This window comes from Lampropedia hyalina DSM 16112 (assembly GCF_900129055.1).
Classification (GTDB): Bacteria; Pseudomonadota; Gammaproteobacteria; order Burkholderiales; family Burkholderiaceae_C; genus Lampropedia; species Lampropedia hyalina.
In genome coordinates this window covers 91,211-109,934 of the sequence record NZ_FQUZ01000008.1, presented here as the reverse complement: position 1 = coordinate 109,934, position 18,724 = coordinate 91,211, and the positions used below count along the sequence as shown (strand labels likewise).

Annotated in this window: 17 protein-coding genes; 14 read left to right on the top strand and 3 right to left on the bottom strand. The window is 62.5% G+C overall.

What is annotated here, in order from left to right; translation table 11 throughout:
• The first annotated feature begins 360 nt into the window (after nt 1–360).
• From BUE21_RS04980 to BUE21_RS04955, 6 genes are all read left to right on the top strand, one after another.
• Nucleotides 361–1,551: an aminotransferase-like domain-containing protein gene (locus BUE21_RS04980; protein ID WP_073355291.1), complete on the top strand. Its 1,191-nt coding sequence runs from the start codon at nt 361–363 to the stop codon at nt 1,549–1,551.
• Between the two features lie 240 nt (nt 1,552–1,791).
• Nucleotides 1,792–3,483 (top strand): CTP synthase, encoded by a 1,692-nt coding sequence (locus tag BUE21_RS04975; RefSeq protein WP_073355287.1) that lies wholly within the window; start codon nt 1,792–1,794, stop codon nt 3,481–3,483.
• A complete protein-coding gene (kdsA, locus tag BUE21_RS04970; protein ID WP_073355285.1) occupies nt 3,480–4,340 on the top strand; it encodes a 3-deoxy-8-phosphooctulonate synthase in 861 nt (286 codons plus the stop codon). The genes BUE21_RS04975 and kdsA overlap by 4 nt, the downstream gene beginning before the upstream one ends.
• Before the next feature lie 106 nt (nt 4,341–4,446).
• Entirely contained in the window at nt 4,447–5,187 is a 741-nt protein-coding gene (locus BUE21_RS04965) for a hypothetical protein (protein WP_143164425.1), read from the top strand.
• A gap of 27 nt (nt 5,188–5,214) precedes the next feature.
• Nucleotides 5,215–6,501 carry a phosphopyruvate hydratase gene (gene eno / locus BUE21_RS04960; RefSeq protein ID WP_073355279.1) on the top strand — a complete coding sequence of 429 codons (1,287 nt, stop codon included), beginning with the start codon at nt 5,215–5,217 and terminating at the stop codon, nt 6,499–6,501.
• Between the two features lie 107 nt (nt 6,502–6,608).
• Entirely contained in the window at nt 6,609–6,992 is a 384-nt protein-coding gene (locus BUE21_RS04955; protein ID WP_327068405.1) for a septum formation initiator family protein, read from the top strand.
• A gap of 34 nt (nt 6,993–7,026) precedes the next feature.
• Here BUE21_RS04955 and BUE21_RS04950 read toward each other — a convergent pair whose 3' ends face one another.
• A complete protein-coding gene (locus BUE21_RS04950) occupies nt 7,027–8,214 on the bottom strand; it encodes a YncE family protein (RefSeq protein WP_073355366.1) in 1,188 nt (395 codons plus the stop codon).
• 94 nt (nt 8,215–8,308) lie between these two features.
• On the opposite strand from BUE21_RS04950, the gene BUE21_RS04945 reads away from it, so the two are divergent.
• Genes BUE21_RS04945 through BUE21_RS04930 form a run of 4 tightly spaced genes read left to right on the top strand, consistent with a single transcriptional unit; the run spans nt 8,309 to nt 12,242 of the window.
• A complete protein-coding gene (locus tag BUE21_RS04945; RefSeq protein ID WP_073355277.1) occupies nt 8,309–10,603 on the top strand; it encodes a FepA family TonB-dependent siderophore receptor in 2,295 nt (764 codons plus the stop codon).
• A gap of 19 nt (nt 10,604–10,622) precedes the next feature.
• The gene (gene dtd, locus BUE21_RS04940; RefSeq protein WP_073355274.1) at nt 10,623–11,093 is read left to right on the top strand and encodes a D-aminoacyl-tRNA deacylase; all 471 of its coding nucleotides are present in this window, start codon (nt 10,623–10,625) and stop codon (nt 11,091–11,093) included.
• A gap of 45 nt (nt 11,094–11,138) precedes the next feature.
• On the top strand, nt 11,139–11,675 hold the full coding sequence (locus BUE21_RS04935; protein WP_073355272.1) for a phosphatidylglycerophosphatase A family protein: 537 nt from the start codon (nt 11,139–11,141) through the stop codon (nt 11,673–11,675).
• 15 nt (nt 11,676–11,690) lie between these two features.
• On the top strand, nt 11,691–12,242 hold the full coding sequence (locus BUE21_RS04930; protein ID WP_143164424.1) for a CinA family protein: 552 nt from the start codon (nt 11,691–11,693) through the stop codon (nt 12,240–12,242).
• Here the strand turns inward: BUE21_RS04930 and BUE21_RS04925 are convergent.
• The gene (locus BUE21_RS04925) at nt 12,203–12,964 is read right to left on the bottom strand and encodes an SDR family NAD(P)-dependent oxidoreductase (protein WP_073355268.1); all 762 of its coding nucleotides are present in this window, start codon (nt 12,962–12,964) and stop codon (nt 12,203–12,205) included. The genes BUE21_RS04930 and BUE21_RS04925 overlap by 40 nt on opposite strands.
• 283 nt (nt 12,965–13,247) lie before the next feature.
• Here BUE21_RS04925 and cysS point away from each other — a divergent pair, with 283 nt between their 5' ends.
• From cysS to tilS, 4 genes are all read left to right on the top strand, one after another.
• Nucleotides 13,248–14,645, top strand: coding sequence for a cysteine--tRNA ligase (cysS, locus tag BUE21_RS04920; RefSeq protein ID WP_073355266.1), 1,398 nt, complete (start codon nt 13,248–13,250; stop codon nt 14,643–14,645).
• A 56-nt stretch (nt 14,646–14,701) separates the two neighbouring features.
• The gene (locus BUE21_RS04915) at nt 14,702–15,325 is read left to right on the top strand and encodes a DNA-3-methyladenine glycosylase family protein (RefSeq protein WP_234971055.1); all 624 of its coding nucleotides are present in this window, start codon (nt 14,702–14,704) and stop codon (nt 15,323–15,325) included.
• Nucleotides 15,326–15,459: 134 nt separating this feature from the next.
• Complete coding sequence (locus tag BUE21_RS04910) at nt 15,460–16,440, top strand: acetyl-CoA carboxylase carboxyltransferase subunit alpha (RefSeq protein WP_073355260.1); 981 nt, start codon at nt 15,460–15,462, stop codon at nt 16,438–16,440.
• Between the two features lie 35 nt (nt 16,441–16,475).
• Nucleotides 16,476–17,447, top strand: coding sequence for a tRNA lysidine(34) synthetase TilS (gene tilS / locus BUE21_RS04905; RefSeq protein ID WP_084522878.1), 972 nt, complete (start codon nt 16,476–16,478; stop codon nt 17,445–17,447).
• Here the strand turns inward: tilS and BUE21_RS04900 are convergent.
• Nucleotides 17,444–18,505 (bottom strand): RNA-guided endonuclease InsQ/TnpB family protein, encoded by a 1,062-nt coding sequence (locus tag BUE21_RS04900; RefSeq protein WP_073355257.1) that lies wholly within the window; start codon nt 18,503–18,505, stop codon nt 17,444–17,446. The genes tilS and BUE21_RS04900 overlap by 4 nt on opposite strands.
• Nucleotides 18,506–18,724 lie beyond the last annotated feature (219 nt).

Sequence of the window (18,724 nt, the reverse complement as noted above, 5' to 3'; positions counted from 1 at the left end):
TGTTTGGGGCCTGGGTCAATGATGTCTCGGTAAAGGGCTGTGGACGGCGTGACTACAAACGGTCATTGACGCAGCCTTCGTTTGCTGGCTGCAAACCCTGATGAAAGACGCGCACAAGGGGTTCCATTCGTTAGTCGGATTGTGTGATGGTGAAGCCCACTCACAGCGTCATGCCGTGCTCAACGCGGCATGACGGGGTAGTGGCGTTTGCGTTTGGCAGAAATAGGTGCGTATCGGATGCTTCTGACATAGTGCGATCGCCCTGCTAATTTGATGGACGAGACACGCCCTGGGGCATGCCATATTGATTAAACTGGCAGGCTTTGTGTCTCCGCCCCACCCCTGCTTCAAGGAACTGCCATGCAATTTGCACAACGCCTGCAAAATGTCGAAACCTCTGCCATTCGTGAAATCTTCAAGCTGCTGGGCCGCCCTGGCATCATCAGCTTTGCGGGCGGATTTCCCGATGCCAGCCTGTTCGATGCCACCGGCATTGCCCAAGCCACGCGTCGCGCCATCGAGCAACACCCGGCAGCCGCCCTGCAATACGGCCCGACCGAAGGCTACCAGCCACTGCGCGAACAGATCGCCCGCCACATGCAGACCGAAGGGGCACAGGTGCAGCCGCAGGATTTGATCGTCACCACCGGCAGCCAGCAGGCACTCGATCTGCTGGGCAAGATCATGCTTTCGCCCGGTGACAAGGTGCTGGTGGAAGGCCCGACGTTCCTGGCCACCATCCAGTGTTTCCGCCTGTATGGCGCGGAGGTGATTTCCGTGCCCATCGACGAGCATGGTGTGCAGACCGACGCGCTGGAGCGGCTCATCGTGGAGCACCAGCCCCGGCTGGTCTATCTGATTCCCACCTTCGGCAACCCCAGCGGGGCCTTGTTGCCGCTGGAGCGGCGGCGCAAGGTGCTGGAACTGGCCGCCGCGCACCAGGTGCTGGTGGTGGAAGACAATCCCTATGGCGAACTGTACTTCGATGCCCCGCCGCCGCCCAGCCTGCTGGCCTTGAGTACCGAAGTGGCCGGAAGCCGCGATTACCTGGCTTATTGCGGCAGCTTCAGCAAGACCCTTTCGCCCGGCCTGCGCCTGGGCTGGCTGGTCGCTCCCGCTGCATTGCTGGCCAATGCCGTGATGTGCAAGCAATTCAGCGATGCCAACTCCAGCATGCTGGCACAGGTGAGCACCAGCGAGTATTGGCAAACGGGACGGCAGACCGCAACCCTGCGCCAGGTGCAGCAGACCTACGCCCGCCGCGCCACGCTGATGGGCGAATGCCTGCGCCGTGAACTGGGCAACGCGCTGGCCTTCACCCAGCCCCAGGGGGGCATGTTCATCTGGGCACGCCTGACCGGAGCCAACGGCACCAGCACGGATGCTGCCGCCTTCGTGCAGCGCGCCATTGCGCAAGGCGTGGCGGTCGTGCCCGGCACGCCGTTCTACGCCAGCGCACCCGATACCGCCACCTTCCGCATGAGCTATGCCACCGTGGCGGAAGACAGGATCATCGAAGGCGTGAGCCGACTGGCACGGGCACTGGGCTGAAACTGAAGCCGGGCAACCTATTGCCACACAATCGCCGCGCGCGTTCACCGGGCAGCGGTACCGGCGCATGGAATGTCGGGGTAAAATCGCGTGCTTTCATCCAGCGGGGCTTGCCTGTCGGGGCCATGCCGTACGGCCTGTGCCGAGGTGGTGACGGCAAGTCTGGAAATGTCTGGATTTCAGAGGATCGCCACCCTCCCCTGGCAGGCGGTTTCCTCTTCACCCATTTCACAAAATGGCATGACCAAATTTGTCTTCGTTACTGGCGGTGTGGTTTCGTCCCTGGGCAAGGGCATTGCTGCCGCCTCCCTGGCCGCAATTCTGGAATCGCGCGGCCTCAAAGTCACCCTCATCAAGCTCGATCCGTATATCAACGTCGATCCCGGCACCATGTCACCGTTCCAGCACGGCGAGGTGTTCGTCACCGATGATGGGGCAGAAACCGACCTGGACCTGGGGCACTATGAGCGTTTCATTGAAACGCGCATGAAGCAGTCCAACAACTTCACCACGGGCCGCATCTATCAGTCGGTGCTGGAGAAGGAGCGGCGCGGCGATTACCTGGGCAAGACTGTGCAGGTGATTCCCCACATCACCAACGAGATTCAGGAATACATCAAGCGCGGCGCAGGCATCGGCACCGATGATGCGGTGGACGTGGCGATTGCCGAAGTCGGTGGCACGGTGGGCGATATCGAGTCCCTGCCCTTCCTGGAAGCCGTGCGCCAGTTCAGCCTGCGCGCCGGGCCGAACAACACCGCATTCGTGCACCTGACCTATGTGCCGTGGATTGGTGCGGCCGGTGAACTCAAGACCAAGCCCACCCAGCACACGGTGCAGAAGCTGCGCGAGATTGGCATCCAGCCCGACGCGCTGCTGTGCCGTGCCGACCGCGTGATTCCAGCCGACGAGAAAGCGAAGATTTCGCTGTTCACCAACGTGCCCGAATGGGGCGTGATTTCCATGCCCGACGTGGACAGCATCTACAAGGTGCCGCGCCTGCTGCACGAGCAGGGGCTGGACGGGCTGATCTGCGACAAGCTGCGCCTGAACACTCCTCCGGCACGCCTGAAACGCTGGGACGATCTGGTCTGGCGCACCGAGCACCCGCAAGGCGAGGTGAACATCGCGATGGTCGGCAAGTACGTGGAACTGTCCGACAGCTACAAATCGGTGAACGAAGCCCTGCGCCATGCCGGGCTGGTCAATCATGTGCAGGTGAACATCACCTACATCGACTCGGAAACCCTCAGCGACCGTGCCGTGCTGGCCACGCTGGCGCAGTACGATGGCATTCTGGTGCCCGGCGGCTTTGGTTCGCGCGGCGTGGAAGGCAAGATTTGTGCGGCGCGTTTTGCGCGGGAGCAGAAAACCCCGTACCTGGGCATTTGCCTGGGCATGCAGGTGGCGACTATCGAATACGCCCGCCACGTTGCCAACCTGCCGCACGCCAACAGCACCGAGTTCGATCCGGCCACGCCGGAACCCGTGATCGCGCTGATCGACGAATGGAAGGATGCCGACGGCACCATCCAGACGCGCGATGCGCAGTCCGACCTGGGCGGCACCATGCGCCTGGGGGCGCAGACCTCCGACGTGCAGCCCGGCACGCTGGCACACCGCATCTACGGCGACACTGTGACCGAACGCCACCGCCACCGCTACGAGGCCAATGTGCGCTACCTCGATCAACTGCGCGAAGCCGGTCTGGTCATCTCCGCACTGACACAGCGCGAACAGCTCACCGAAATCGTCGAGCTGCCGCAGGAAGTCCATCCATGGTTCATCGGCGTGCAGTTCCACCCCGAGTTCAAGTCCACCCCCTGGGCCGGGCATCCGCTGTTCAACGCCTTCATCGAGGCCGCCCTGCAAAAGCACCGGCAGGCCGCTCCTGCCTCCAAAACCTCCCGCACTGCGAAGGCCGCTTCATGAAACTCTGTGGATTCGACATTGGCCTGGACAGGCCCTTCTTCCTGATTGCAGGCCCTTGCGTGGTCGAGTCCGAACAGTTGCAGATGGACGTGGCCGGTCAGCTTCAGGAAATCACCCGCACGCTGGGCATTCCGTTCATCTTCAAGAGCAGCTACGACAAGGCCAACCGCTCCTCGGGCAGCAGCTTCCGGGGGCCGGGCATGGACAAGGGGCTGGAAATTCTGGCCAAGGTCGGCCAGACCTTGCAGGTTCCGCTGCTCACCGATGTCCACACCGAGGCGGAAATTCCCCAGGTCGCTGCGGTGGTCGATGTGCTGCAAACCCCTGCATTTCTGTGCCGCCAGACCGACTTCATCCGCGCCGTAGCGCAGTCGGGCAAACCCGTGAACATCAAGAAAGGCCAGTTTCTCGCTCCGCATGACATGAAGAACGTCATCGACAAGGCCCGTGCCGCTGCACGCGAGGCGGGCCTGTCGGAAGACCGCTTCATGGCCTGCGAACGCGGTGCCAGCTTTGGTTACAACAACCTGGTTAGCGACATGCGCAGCCTGGCCATCCTGCGCGAAACCCAGGCCCCCGTGGTCTTCGATGCCACCCACTCCGTGCAACTGCCCGGCGGCCAAGGCACCAGCAGCGGTGGCCAGCGCGAGATGGTGCCGGTGCTGGCACGCGCCGCCGTGGCGGTGGGCGTGGCAGGCCTGTTCATGGAAACCCACCCAGACCCTAAAAATGCCCTGTCCGATGGCCCCAATGCCGTGCCGCTGCACCACATGCGGGCACTGCTGGAGAGCCTGCTGGAACTCGATCGCGTGACGAAGAAAAATGGCTTTCTGGAAGACCAGTTCCGTGCCTTCTGAAACAGAAAGCCTTAGGGAAACGCTGCAAAATACTGCCAGTCCTATTTCGCGCCCGATGGAAACAAAAGTATCATGGTGTTTCAACCCCTGCATGAAAGGCAATGCCATGAAAACTTCGATTCCATCCCCCATCCGACTCTCCTGCCTGTTCCTGCTGGCCGTGGCTGCTCTGGCTGGCTGCGGCGGCAATGACGCGCCGGCACTGGACGACACTGCCGCACACTGTTTCGACGATGCGCTGCACACGCCGGGCAACACTCTGGTGGTGACCTACCAAGACCCCCAGCAGGACGCTTCCGTGAACGTCTTCACGAAAACCATCCAGACCCTCAGCGACAATGCCGAATTCGCCGGGGAAACGGGCTTGAAGCAAATCGAGGAAAAAGTCGTTCGCCAAGCCTTCTTTACCATGGGATGGGGCAACTACACGCGCCATCTGTTCATGCGCCCTCACGAAGATCAATCCCATACCGTGTATGGCAGTACCTATGAAAGTGGCCAGGCACTGGCTTGGTCGCGCAGCACCACGGTCTATACACCGGCTTATCGGGATAGCCTGCGGCTGCTGAAAAAGGATGAAACGCTGGAGTACACCCAGACCGGCAACGTGCACATCCAGCAGAATGTCTCCCCCTATGAATACGACCGGCATATCGAGAGCAAAGTCACCGCCCGCTACCTGGGCGACGAGAAAATCTCGGTTCCGGCAGGCGAATTCACTGCCTGCAAGTTCACCATCAATGAGCGCACCGAGTGGGTCTACCGGGGAGCCGTGCTCAAAGCCCTCACCGGAGAGACCGAGAGCTACCGGGTGCAGAAAATCGAACTCAACGGGCAACCGTACTGATTCTGAAAAAACGAAAGGAAAAAACCAATGAGTGCAATCGTCGATATCGTGGGCCGCGAAGTGCTGGACAGCCGTGGCAACCCCACTGTGGAATGTGATGTCCTGCTGGAATCGGGCGTGATGGGCCGTGCGGCCGTGCCCTCTGGCGCATCCACCGGCGTGCGCGAGGCCATCGAGCTGCGCGACGGCGACAAGAGCCGTTACCTGGGCAAGGGCGTGCTGAAGGCCGTGGAGCATATCAACACCGAAATCGCCGAAACCGTGCTGGGGCTGGATGCCTCGGAGCAGGCCCTGCTGGATCGCACCTTGATCGAGCTGGACGGCACCGACAACAAATCCCGCCTGGGCGCGAACGCACTGCTGGCTGTGTCGATGGCGGTGGCACGCGCTGCTGCCGAGGAATCCGGCCTGCCGCTGTACCGCTACTTCGGTGGCATGGGTGGCGTGACCCTGCCCGTGCCGATGATGAACGTCATCAACGGTGGCGCGCACGCCAACAACAGCCTGGACTTGCAGGAGTTCATGATTATTCCGGTGGGCGCGCCCACTTTCCGCGAAGCCCTGCGCTGGGGTGCGGAAGTATTCCATGCCCTGAAGAAAATCATCCACGACCAAGGCATGAGCACCGCCGTGGGAGACGAAGGCGGTTTCGCGCCCAGCGTGGAAAACCACGAAGCAGCCATCCAGCTCATCCTGCAAGCGATTGAAGCAGCGGGCTACACGGCGGGCACGCAGATCGCACTGGGTCTGGACTGTGCTTCCAGCGAATTCTTCAAGGATGGCATCTACACGCTGCACGGCGAGGGTGGCCTGCAACTGTCGGCTGCCCAATGGACCGACATGCTGGAAGCCTGGTGTGACAAATACCCGATCATCAGCATCGAGGACGGCATGGCCGAAGGCGACTGGGATGGCTGGAAAGTCCTCACCGAACGCCTGGGCAAGAAGGTGCAACTGGTCGGCGACGACCTGTTCGTCACCAACACCGCCATCCTCAAGGAAGGCATCGACAAGGGCATCGGCAACTCCATCCTCATCAAGATCAACCAGATCGGTACGCTGACGGAAACCTTTGCCGCCATCGAAATGGCCAAGCGCGCCGGCTACACCGCCGTCATCAGCCACCGCTCCGGCGAGACCGAAGACAGCACGATTGCCGACATTGCCGTGGGCACGAACGCGGGCCAGATCAAGACCGGCTCGCTCTCGCGCTCCGACCGCATGGCCAAATACAACCAGTTGCTGCGCATCGAGGAAGACCTGGGCGAAGTGGCCTACTACCCCGGCCTGAACGCCTTCTACAATCTGCGCTGATTCCGGCGGCACAACCCTGCGGCATGGCGATGGCACCCGTCGCCTGCCGCTGCCGATGGATTCACTGCCCACCATTTCTTCCACCCGACGCACAGAACGGCCCTCCCTTGACCCTGCTCTCGCAAGCCTCTCTCGACGATGCCTCGGCCGCTGGTACGCAGGAGCCGTCGTCCCAATCCCGGCCCCGGCGGTCTGGCACCAGGCTGCGGATACGCTGGCGGCACATTGCCGCGCTCATGCTGCTGGCACTGATCGGCTGGTTTCAGTACCAGATCTGGTTCGGGCGGGGCAACCTGCTCAATGTCCAGACCATGCGCGAGGAAATCCAGGTGCAAAAGGCCTCCAATGAACTGATGCGCCAGGACAACGAGCGGCTGGCCTCCGACATTGCCGACCTGCGCGAAGGCCAGGACAAGATGGAAGAAATCGCCCGCCAGGAACTGGGCATGATCAAGCCCAACGAAATCTTCGTGCAGTACACCAAGCCCTGAGCACAGCGGCAGGGCTTGGCGGGGCAACGCCCCGTCAATCCAGAGCATTCAGATCAATGCGCACCACGCTCTCGGGTGTACCTGCCTTGCTGCCGTTCTCATCATTCTTCACCGAAACGTAGAGCACATTGGCATCGGCATCCAGGGCCATGCTGTTGGGGTGTGGCGGCAATGGCACGACATGCAGCAACGCATGGGTTTGGCTGTCGAACACCGTCAGCGAACCCTGTCCTTCGGCCACCCGGATGCCATTGAAATTGGTGACATAAAGACGTTGGCGTTTTGCATCGAGCAACACGCCCAGCGGATTGCGGTCGGTGGGAATGCGTGCAAGACTGCGGCCCGATGCGGCATCCAGCACCACGACCTGATGGCCCTTGCTGCGCGGCTGCATGTGCCGCCCCAATCCCTTGTTGCGCCAGATCGGGCGAAAGCCGATGCCCTGATCGGTGGCAAAGATGCGCTGCCCCTCGGCATCGTAGGCCAGATTGATGGGCTGATCGACCTCGATTTCGGCAGTGTGTGTCAGGTTCAGGGTCTGCGTGTCGATGGTCATCAACTGCGCCTGCAAATTGGAAACGAACAGCCGCTGGCCAGCGGTGTCCAGTGCAATGCCGGTGGACTCGAAGCCCAGGCCCGCAACGGTCTTCTCCAGCGTGAACGTGGTGGTATCGATCACATACAGCAGGCTGTCGGACTTGCCACCGTTGGCCAGCGCGGGCAGGTACAGGCGGTGATGAACCGGGTCGAACAGCAACTGGCGCAGGCTGTGCGCATAGGGGCGTGGCGCGGTGGAACCGTCAATTTTCGGCACCACCGCAATCGTGGCAATCACCTGGTTGCTCGCGATGTCCACGGCACTGACTGCGCCATCGAAACCATGCCCCACATAGACACGGCCAGCGTCCTCGTCCAGAGCCAGACCAAAGCCCCGGTGCGGCAACACGACCTCGGCCTGCACGGCCAGCGTGCGGGGATGCAGGCGCAACAGCTTCGAGACACCGCACTTCGCGTCATCCGGTGTGACATCGGGTGCGGCCACGAACACCGCCTGCTGCCTTGCGCTGTACACCAGTTCGTACACGCTGGGGGCCAGGGCGGCACGCTGCATGGCCGGTACCAGTTGCGCCCCATCGACCGTGGGAGCGAGAGGCTTTTGGGCACAGCCTGCAATGGCGCATGCCACCAGTGCGCTGGCAAGAATGGCTGGTATTTTTTTCATGGTGCTTGGGATGTTTTTCAATGGCTCACAGAACGAAAAGCAAAAAAGCAGTATATATAATAATGATACTTAATAACATATATTGGAGTGGCCCATGCCGGTTCAACCATCCTCGTTCGCGCTCAGTCGCATCGCTGTTGCGGTGTCTGCGCTGTTTTTCAGTCCATGGGGCCTGGCCCAGAACAGTGACAGCCAGACGCTGCCTGAAGTGGTGGTGACGGCCACGGCCGAAGAAGAAAACAAGCGTTCCCTGGGCGTATCGGTCATCACCGCCGAAGACCTGGAAAAGAACCCTCCGGCTACCGATCTGGCAGAAGTGCTGCGGCGCGAACCCGGTGTCAATTTGACCGGCAGTGCCAATTCCGGCATGCGCGGCAACCGCCGCCAGATCGACCTGCGCGGCATGGGGCCGGACAACACGCTGGTACTGATCGACGGTCGCCCGGCACGTTCGCGCAATGCCTCGCGCCAGGGCTGGACGGGCGAGCGCGATACCGATGGCGACACCGGCTGGATTCCTCCCGAAGCCATCGAGCGGGTCGAAGTGCTGCGCGGCCCTTCTGCCGCCCGCTACGGCTCGGGGGCAATGGGCGGCGTGGTGAATATCATCACCAAGCGACCGGCAGAGCAGTTGAGCGGCTCCGTCACCTACTACGGCAACTTCCAGCAAGATTCGGACGAAGGCGACAGCTACCGCACCACCTTCAATCTGGCAGGCCCGGCAGGCGACCGGCTGGGCTTTCGCGTCTATGGCGGCTATGCCAGAACCCAGCCAGACGCGCTGAACATCAATGCCGAGCATTCCCATGTGGTCAATGGCGTGGCAGCGGCCTCGGGCAAGACCGGCAACCGCAACAAGTTCATCAACGCCCTGCTGACGCTGGACGTGACTCCACAGCAGAAGCTGGATCTGTCGCTGGGCTACAACCGCAAGAGCGATCTGTATTCCGGCGACACCCAGAATCTGGTGGCAGGCGAATCGGTCAGTTCTGCGGCATTCGACTCGGTACTCGACCTGTATGGCAGCGAAACCACCGTGGTGCATCGCTCCGACGTGGCCCTGACGCACCGGGGCGACTGGGACTGGGGCACGTCGCGCGTGGGCCTGTCCTATGCCGACACCCGCAACTCCCGCGCCACCGAAGGGCTGTTCGGCGGCCCCGAAGGGGCATTCCTCTCGGAATCGGGCACCAAGGGCCAGCCCACCCGCTACACCGCCGACCTGAAGGAAGCGCGGCTGGATGGCGAAGTGAACCTGCCACTGCGCTGGTTCGGCGTCAGCCAGTTGCTGACGGTGGGGGGTGAGGTCACACACGAATCGCTGGACGATGCAGGCAGCACCCGCAACCTGGTTCACCCCAGCACAGGCATCAGCCTGGACCCGGCCAATCTGCCTGGAGACGATGGCAACAGCAAGCTCTCCTACACCAGCATGGCCGTCTTTGTCGAGAACAACATCGCCCTGGGCGATGCCCTGATACTCACCCCGGCCCTGCGCCTGAACCAGCATGAGGAATTCGGCTTCAATGCCAGCCCCGGAATCTCGGCCTCCTACGCGCTGGATTCGGCTTGGACGCTCAAGGGCGGTGTGGCACGCGCCTACAAAACCCCCAGCCTCTACCAGTCCAATCCGAACTACCTGCTCTTCAGCCTGGGCGGCGGCTGCCGCAGTGGCACCCCCTGCTACCTGCAAGGCGATGCCGATCTCAAGAGCGAAACCAGCATCAACAAGGAAATCGGCATTGCCTACGATGCCGGTGGCCGGTTGCGTGGCAGCTTTGCCTATTTCCACAACGACTACCGCAACAAGATCGTCGCTGGCGTGAACCCGGTCGCCCAGACGCAATACGCGGGCCGCTCCGCCGATGTGGTGCGCTGGACGAACACCCCGAAAGCCGTGGTATCCGGCCTGGAAGGCAATCTGTTCGTCGCCCTGAGCGAAAGCCTGGACTGGAACACCAACCTGACCTACATGATCGACTCCAAGGACAAGACCTACCACCAGCCGCTGAGCATCATCCCCGAATACACGATCAACACCACGCTGGACTGGCAGGTCAGCAACGCCCTGTCGTTGCAGGCTTCGGCCACGCTCTATGGACAACAGGAACCTGCCACCTATGACACCCGCATCGAGCAGGAGATTGCCGATTCCGGTGGTGCCCTGGGAGCCTACGCGCTGGCAGGCCTCAATGCAGGTTACAAAATCAACCAGCACCTGCAACTGCGTGTGGGCGTGAACAACCTGTTCGACAAGAAAATCTACCGCACCGGCCTGAACAGCGGCATGCACAACACGGTGAACGTTGCCAACGTGCGCGGTGCAGGCGCGCGCACCTACAACGAGCATGGACGCTCGTTCTTCGTCAGCCTGACCGGCAGCTTCTGATTGCCAGGGCGTGTCATCCATGCTGGCCTTGATTCAACGGGTGGAATCTGCCCATGTCGTGGTGGCAGGGCAGACCATTGGGCAGATTGGCACCGGTCTGCTGGTGCTGCTGTGCGCCGAACGCGGTGATGGGAAGGCACAGGCCGACAAGATGCTGGACAAAATCCTCAAGCTGCGCATTTTTGCCGATGCCCAGGGACGCATGAACCGCAGTGTGCAGGATGTACAGGGCGCGCTGCTGCTGGTGAGCCAGTTCACACTGGCAGCCGATCTGGCCAGTGGCAACCGCCCCGGCTTCTCCCGCGCGGCCGCACCCGACGAAGGACGCAAATGGTACGACTATGTGGTGGCACGGGCGCGTGCCGCCATGCCGGATGTGGCATGCGGCATCTTCGGCGCAGAAATGAAAGTGCATCTGGTCAATGACGGGCCGGTGACCATTGCGCTGCATGTACCGCCCATTCAGCCGTCCATCTCCAGCACAGCCTGAACGGGCGATTCACGGGCCAGCACCCGGCCCGATACAATCGCGCGCATGACCTTGCGCACGCCCTCCACGCCTCCCCCGCTCCCCGCCCGCCGCCCATCGTGGCAGTTCATGCAGTCGCATCCAGCACACTGGATCGCGCTGGGCTTTGGCAGCGGCCTCAGCCGGGTGGCTCCGGGCACCGCCGGAACGCTGTGGGCCTGGCTGACGTATGCGCTGGTGCTGACGCACTGTTCCGACGCGCTGATGTTCTGGCTGATGCCCGCCGCGTTTGTGCTCGGCTGGTGGGCCTGCACGCTGACGGCGCGGCACATGGACGTGGCCGACCCCGGCAGCATCGTCTGGGACGAGGTGCTGGCATTCTGGCTGGTGCTGTGGCTGCTGGAGCCTGCGGGCTTCTGGCAACAGGCACTGGCCTTCGCGCTGTTCCGTTACTTCGATGCGGCCAAGCCCGGCCCGGTGGCCTGGGCAGACGGACTGTTCAAGGGCTTTGGCTGGCGCGGCGGCCTGGGGATTCTGTGGGACGACCTGGTCGCGGCATTCTGCACCCTGCTGGTGTTTGCGCTGTGGCGCATCATCGTTTAATCAATGGAACACACCATGATCTCTGCCGCACCCGACCCACAAAACACCCTCTTGTCCCCTTCGACCGATGCACTGGTGCAGGACGTGGCCGCGCTGCTGCTGGAGCAGCACTGGCTGCTGGCCACTGCCGAAAGTTGCACGGGTGGCATGGTGGCAGCCGCCTGCACCGATCTGGCCGGCTCCAGCCAGTGGTTCGAGCGGGGCTTTGTCACCTACTCGAATGCCGCCAAGACACAGATGCTGGGCGTGGATGCCTCCCTTATTGCCGCCCACGGAGCCGTCAGTCAGCCCGTGGCCCACGCCATGGCCGCAGGTGCACAGCAACAGGCAGGTGTGCAGGTGAGCGTGGCCACCACCGGCATTGCCGGGCCGACGGGCGGCAGTGCCAGCAAGCCGGTGGGGCTGGTGTGGTTTGGCTGGGGACTGCCCGATGGCATTCGCACCGAGCAGCAGGTTTTCAGCGGCAACCGCGCCGAAGTACGGCAGGCCGCCACGCAGCATGCACTCCAGCGTCTGCGCGAGTACCTTCAGTCGTCCCGGTCCACCGCAAACGGATTCCATGCCTGACGGGTGGGCATGATCTCCAGCCGGTTGATGTTGATGTGCGGCGGCAGGGTGGCGACGTAGAAAATCTGCTCGGCAATGTCCTCGGCACTCAGCGGTGTGGTGCCACGATAGAGCTTGTCGGATGCGGTCTGATCGCCCTTGGTGCGTACCAGCGTGAACTCGGTCTCGGCCATGCCAGGGGCAATGTCGGTGACGCGCACGCCGGTGCGAATCAGGTCGCAGCGCAGGTTGTAGGAAAACTGCTGCACAAACGCCTTGCTCGCGCCATAGACGTGGCTGCCGGGATACGGCCACTGCCCTGCCACCGATCCCAGATTGACGATGCTGGCCCCCTGCCCCACCTCGATCAACTGCGGCAACAGCGCGTGGGTGACGTTCACCAGCCCAGTGATGTTGGTATCGATCATGGTGTGCCAGTCCTGCAAGTCGGTCTGCTGGGCAGGCCCAGGGGCCAGAGCCAGCCCGGCATTGTTGATGAGGGCCTTGACCGGGTGGAAACCAGCAGGCAGGTTCTGCACCACGGCCTGCACGGCCTGGGCATCGCGCACGTCCAGCGTGGCAATGTGCACGGGCACCTGCGCCCCCAGCTCCTGCTGCAAGGCCTGAAGCCGGTCACTGCGCCGTCCGGTCAGCACCAGCGACCAGCCTGCCTGCGCAAAACGGCGTGCCGCAGCCCGCCCAAACCCCGATGTGGCTCCCGTAATGAAAACAACCTGACTCATGCTGCTCCTGAATACATTGATGCTTGTCTTGACCGCCACAGTGTCGCACAAATGCCGCAGAATCAGCCGCTCCACGGCAGCGACTCACCGGCTATGGCCGCCACAGCTGAAGCTGGCGGCCACACAGATTCCATGCCGCGCATGGTCATGCAGCAGGCCAAGTTGTGAAACAATTGCCGCTTTGCCCACTGACCGATGGCGCGGCACGCGAACCTTCCGGCTTCGACCAGCCCCCGCACCCGAACTGCCGCCCCGGCCATTTTCCCCTGTTTCTCTCCCCTCCATGAGTCTGAAAATCTACAACACGATGGCGCGCACCCTCCAGCCTTTCGAGCCGCTGGAGCCAGGGCATGTGCGCATGTACGTTTGCGGCATGACGGTGTACGACCTCAGCCACCTGGGCCATGCCCGTTCGATGGTGGCATTCGACGTGGTGCAACGCTGGCTGAAGGTGCAGGGCTACCGCGTGACCTTTGTGCGCAACATCACCGACATCGACGACAAGATCATCCGGCGCGCGCTGGAAAATGGCGAAACCATCCGCAGCCTCACCGACCGCATGATCGCCGCGCTGCACGAAGATGCCGACGCGCTGGGCATCGAACGCCCCACCCACGAGCCACGCGCCACCGAATATGTGCCGCAGATGCTGGGCATGATCGAGACGCTGGAGCGCAAGGGCCTGGCCTATCGCAGCAGCAATGGCGACATGAACTATGCCGTGCGCAAGTTCCCCGGTTACGGCAGGCTCTCGGGCAAGTCGCTGGACGAATTGCAGGCCGGTGAACGCGTGGCCGTGCTGGACGGCAAACAGGACCCGCTGGACTTCGTGCTCTGGAAAAGTGCCAAGCCCGACGAACCCGCCGACGTGCGCTGGCAAGGCCCGTTCGGCGAGGGCCGCCCCGGCTGGCACATTGAATGCTCGGCCATGGGCTGCACGCTGCTGGGCCAGACCTTCGACATTCACGGCGGCGGGGCCGATCTGACCTTTCCACACCACGAAAACGAGATCGCCCAGAGCGAAGGGGCCAATGGCACAGAATTCGCGCGGTTCTGGATGCACAACGGCTTCATCAACGTGGACAACGAAAAAATGTCCAAGAGCCTGGGCAACTTCTTCACCATTCGCGACGTGCTCCAGAGCTTCGATGCCGAAACCGTGCGTTTCTTCATCCTGCGCAGCCACTACCGCAGCCCGCTGAACTACAGCGACGTGCACCTGAAGGATGCACACGCCGCGCTCAAGCGGCTCTACACCGCGCTGGAACTGGTGCCACCACCGGCAACCACCACGCCCCCCGCAGCCATCGACTGGAGCCAGCCCCATGCGGCCCGTTTCCAGGCCGCCATGAACGAGGACTTCGGCACGCCCGAGGCCATTGCCGTGCTGTTCGAGCTGGCCGGAGAAATCAACCGCAGCCACAACCCGGCCCTGTCGCAGATGTTGCAGGCACTGGGTGGCACGCTGGGCATTCTGCAACGCCCGGCCAGCGCATTCCTGCAAGCCGGGGCGCAGGTGGATGCAGCGGCCATCGAACGGCAAATCGCCGAACGCGCCGCTGCCAAGGCCGCCCGCGACTTTGCCCGCGCCGACCAGATTCGCGCCGACCTGCTGGCTCAGGGCATCACGCTCAAGGACTCCCCGCAAGGCACGACATGGGAAATGGCGGCCCGGGTATGAACAGCAGCAGCACGGACGGTACGCCCTCTGAAGCCACCGAGCCAGCGACCGAGAGCATGGCCCCGCCCTACTGGGACGAAGCCTGCCGCCACCTGATGCGCAAGGACCGCATCCTGCGGCGCATCATTCCCGAACATCCAGGGCTGTTCCTGCAATCGCGCGGGGATGCCTTCGGCACCCTGGCACGCAGCATCGTCGGTCAGCAGATTTCCACCAGTGCCGCACAAACCGTCTGGAAGCGTTTCATCGCCCTGCCCGGCAATGCCAGCCCCAGCCCGGCCAGCATTCAGGAACTGCCCGCCGATGCCATGCGCGCGGCCGGGCTGTCCGGCCGCAAGGTCGAATACCTGCAAAGCCTCTGCACGCACTTTGAAGATGGCAGCCTGCATGTGCAGGAGTGGGCGGCGTGGCCCGACGAGGCCATCATCAAGGAATTGATCGCCGTGCGTGGCATTGGCCGCTGGACAGCAGAAATGTTCCTGATGTTCCACCTGCTGCGCCCCAATGTGTTGCCGCTGGACGATGCCGGGCTGATTCAGGGCATCAGCCGCAATTACTTCTCCGGGGAGCCGGTCAGCCGCATCGATGCGCGCGAAGTCGCACAAGCCTGGAAGCCCTGGCGCAGCGTTGCCACCTGGTACATCTGGCGGTCGCTGGCCCCACAACCGCAGAACTACTGACCGCCCCCTGCTCCCGCAAACCCTTCGCCCTGCCGGCGTTTTCGGGCGACAGACCCGGCACAGTACAATCGCCCTGTCCGCTCCAACCCCGGTTTCCGCCAGCCTGTGCTGGCCCCGAACCCCAAGCACACCCTATGGCAAAACGAACATTCCTGGATTTTGAACAGCCCATCGCCGAACTGGAACTGAAGATCGAAGAACTTCAGGCCATGCAGAACGGCACACCGGGGGTCAATATCGGTGCCGAAATCGAGCAGTTGCAAAAGAAAAGCCAGCAGCTCACCAAGGACATCTACAAGAACCTCACCCCCTGGCAGATCACCAAGGTGGCACGCCATGCCGAACGCCCCTACACGATGGACTATGTGAACGCCCTGTTCACCGACTTCACCGAACTGCACGGCGACCGCCACATTGCCGACGATGCCTCCATCATCGGCGGGCTGGCGCGCTTTGACGGCACGGCCTGCGTGGTGCTGGGCCACCAGAAAGGCCGCGACACCAAGGAACGCGCACGCCGCAACTTCGGCATGAGCAAGCCCGAAGGCTACCGCAAGGCCCTGCGACTGATGAAGCTGGCCGAGAAGTTCAGGCTGCCCGTCTTCACCTTCGTCGATACCCCCGGAGCCTATCCCGGCATCGATGCCGAGGAGCGCAACCAGTCCGAGGCGATTGGCCGCAACATCTTCGAGATGGCGCAACTGCAAACCCCCATCATCAGCACCATCATCGGCGAAGGTGGCTCCGGCGGCGCGCTGGCCATCAGCGTTGCCGATGTGGTCGTCATGCTGCAATACTCGGTCTATTCCGTCATCAGCCCGGAAGGCTGCGCCTCCATCCTCTGGAAAACCAGCGACAAGGCCGAAGAAGCCGCCCAGGCCCTGGGCATCACCGCCCCGCGCCTCAAGACCCTGGGGCTGGTGGACAAAGTGGTGACCGAACCCACCGGTGGCGCGCACCGCGACCACGCCCAGATGGCCGTGCACCTGCGCCGCGCACTCGAAGAATCGCTGCATGGCCTGCAAGAGCTGAAAACCGCCGATCTGGTGGAGCAACGCTACCAACGCCTGCTGAGCTACGGCAAATTCACCGACACCAAGGCCGCCAGCGCGTAAATACGTTCTTAGAACCTGCCACCGGCATGTCCACACTGCCCCGTGCATTGAACGAAGCCCTGCACGGCCTTGCACCGCACCTGCCGCTGGCCGTGGCATTCAGCGGGGGCGCAGACTCCACCGCGCTGCTGCTGGCGTGCTGGCAACGCTGGCCACAACAGGTGGCGGCCATTCACGTCAATCACGGCCTGCAAGAGGCGGCCGCCGGCTTTGAAGCCTTTGCCCGCCAGTTCTGCACCGCTCGCGGCATTCCGCTGCACATCGAATATCCCCATGCCCGGCACGCCAGCGGCGAAAGCCCGGAAGACGCGGCCCGCAAGGCCCGCTATGCCGCCCTGGCACGCGGCGTACAGGCACTGAACCAAGCCCAGACCCTGCCACAGCCGATTGCCAGCATTGCCCTGGCACAGCACGCCGACGACCAGGTCGAAACCCTGCTGCTGGCCCTCTCGCGCGGCGCGGGCCTGCCCGGTCTGGCGGCCATGCCCCGCCAGTGGGAACGCAACGGCCTGCTCTGGCTGCGCCCCTGGCTGACCGTGCCCGGCCCACAATTGCGCCACTGGCTGCAACAGCAGGGGCAAAACTGGGTAGAAGACCCCAGCAACCTCGACCTGCACTACACCCGCAACCGCATCCGCCACCGTATCGTGCCTGTGCTGGAGCAGGCATTCCCGGCCTTTCGCCAGACCCTGGCCCGCAGCAGTGCGCACGCCCAGCAGGCCCAGCAGATTCTCGAAGAAGTCGCCCAGGCCGATCTGGCCGTGGTCGGCGTGCCCCCCAGCATCCGGGCACTGCAAGCCCTCTCTGCACCACGTCAGGCCAACGTGCTGCGCCACTGGCTCAAACAGCACCACGGCATCGCCGCCCAGCACCGCCAGATGCAGGAGCTGCAACGGCAAATCATGGCCTGTACCACACGCGGCCACCAAATCCACCTCAAGATTGCAAACGGCCATGTGCAACGGCACAACGCCTGGCTGCATTGGTTGACATCCTCCCCTGCCTAAAGACAGGGGATTCCTCCTGCGAGACGGCAATGCCCTGCCGCGAGAATGTTCCGTGCTGCGTTCACGTCGCGCTCGTGTACCGCCCCGCATTCGCTGCACGTCCATTCTCTTATTCCAAGACCTGCGATACCTTTCGGCCTCGACTGTGCCAACGCGCCACAAGCCGAACAGGTCTGGGTTGAATACGCTTCGTTCACTTCCTCAAAAACCACTCCGGCCTGATGGCACTTGTATTCCAAAGCAGTTTTCAGCGATGACCAGCCCGCGTCCAGCGTGGACTTGGCTATCCTGGTTTTGACCAGCTTCGCGCTGGCCACGTCGCCCACGAAGATGGCGGCGTTGTTCTTTACAAGGTTCGTCGTGAATTTGTGAATTTCGTCTTTTCGGCGGTTGGCTATTTTTGCGTGAATCGCCCTGACACGCTTTTTCTTGCGTGCCCGTTGTGCAATGACAAGCTGTGGCTCCAGTTCCCGATACCAGCGGCCATGCAGCTTCTGGCCCGTGCTGGTGGTGGCGCAGTCTTTCAGGCCCAGGTCGATGCCGACCGAGGCCGTACCTTCACCCGCTTGGACTTCAACCTGTACTGCCACGTTGAAATACCAGCGACCGCGTGCATCTTCGTTGAAGCTGGCAGTTTTGAATTTGTACTGGCTCAAGCCGTAGGAATCCCATACGCCGAAATAGTGGCCGTTGTGATAGACCTGCCCATTCTTCCAACTGGCCGCACCGGTGTTTATCGGTATCCAGCCCAGGCTACGTTTGCTGCCGGTGGATTTGCGCCAGTTCAGGCGGGTGCGTTTGAATTGACGGCGGCGCGTGACATATTCCACAGAAACCCGTTGCACTGTTTGGCTGTGCAAGCCCAATTCCTTGGACGCTCCATCGGTGTACTTTTGGATGTCGTAGGCGGACAGCCACTTGCCACGCTCCCGAATCGAGCGGCTGGAGAGCGCATTGATGAAATTCCAGACGAAATTGACCTGCCGCGCCATCTGCAACAGCAGCGGCGCGTGCTTGTCCTTCACGCGAAGCTTCAGGGTTTTGACCACGGTCGGCATGGTGCTGACTTTAACAGAGAGGGTGTATTCTCAATGCGTTATCCATTGACCAACATGGAACCCTTCGGGTTCCGCGCTCTGCATCTCCATCCCCGTATCCAGTACGGGGCAGGCTGTGAACGACGGGGCTTTCAGGGCAATCAGGTAAAATAATCGGCTTGGCTTGTCGAAACCCCTGCCCCAGCAGGATGGAGGCGACGCTGATACAGCGTCGTCCCG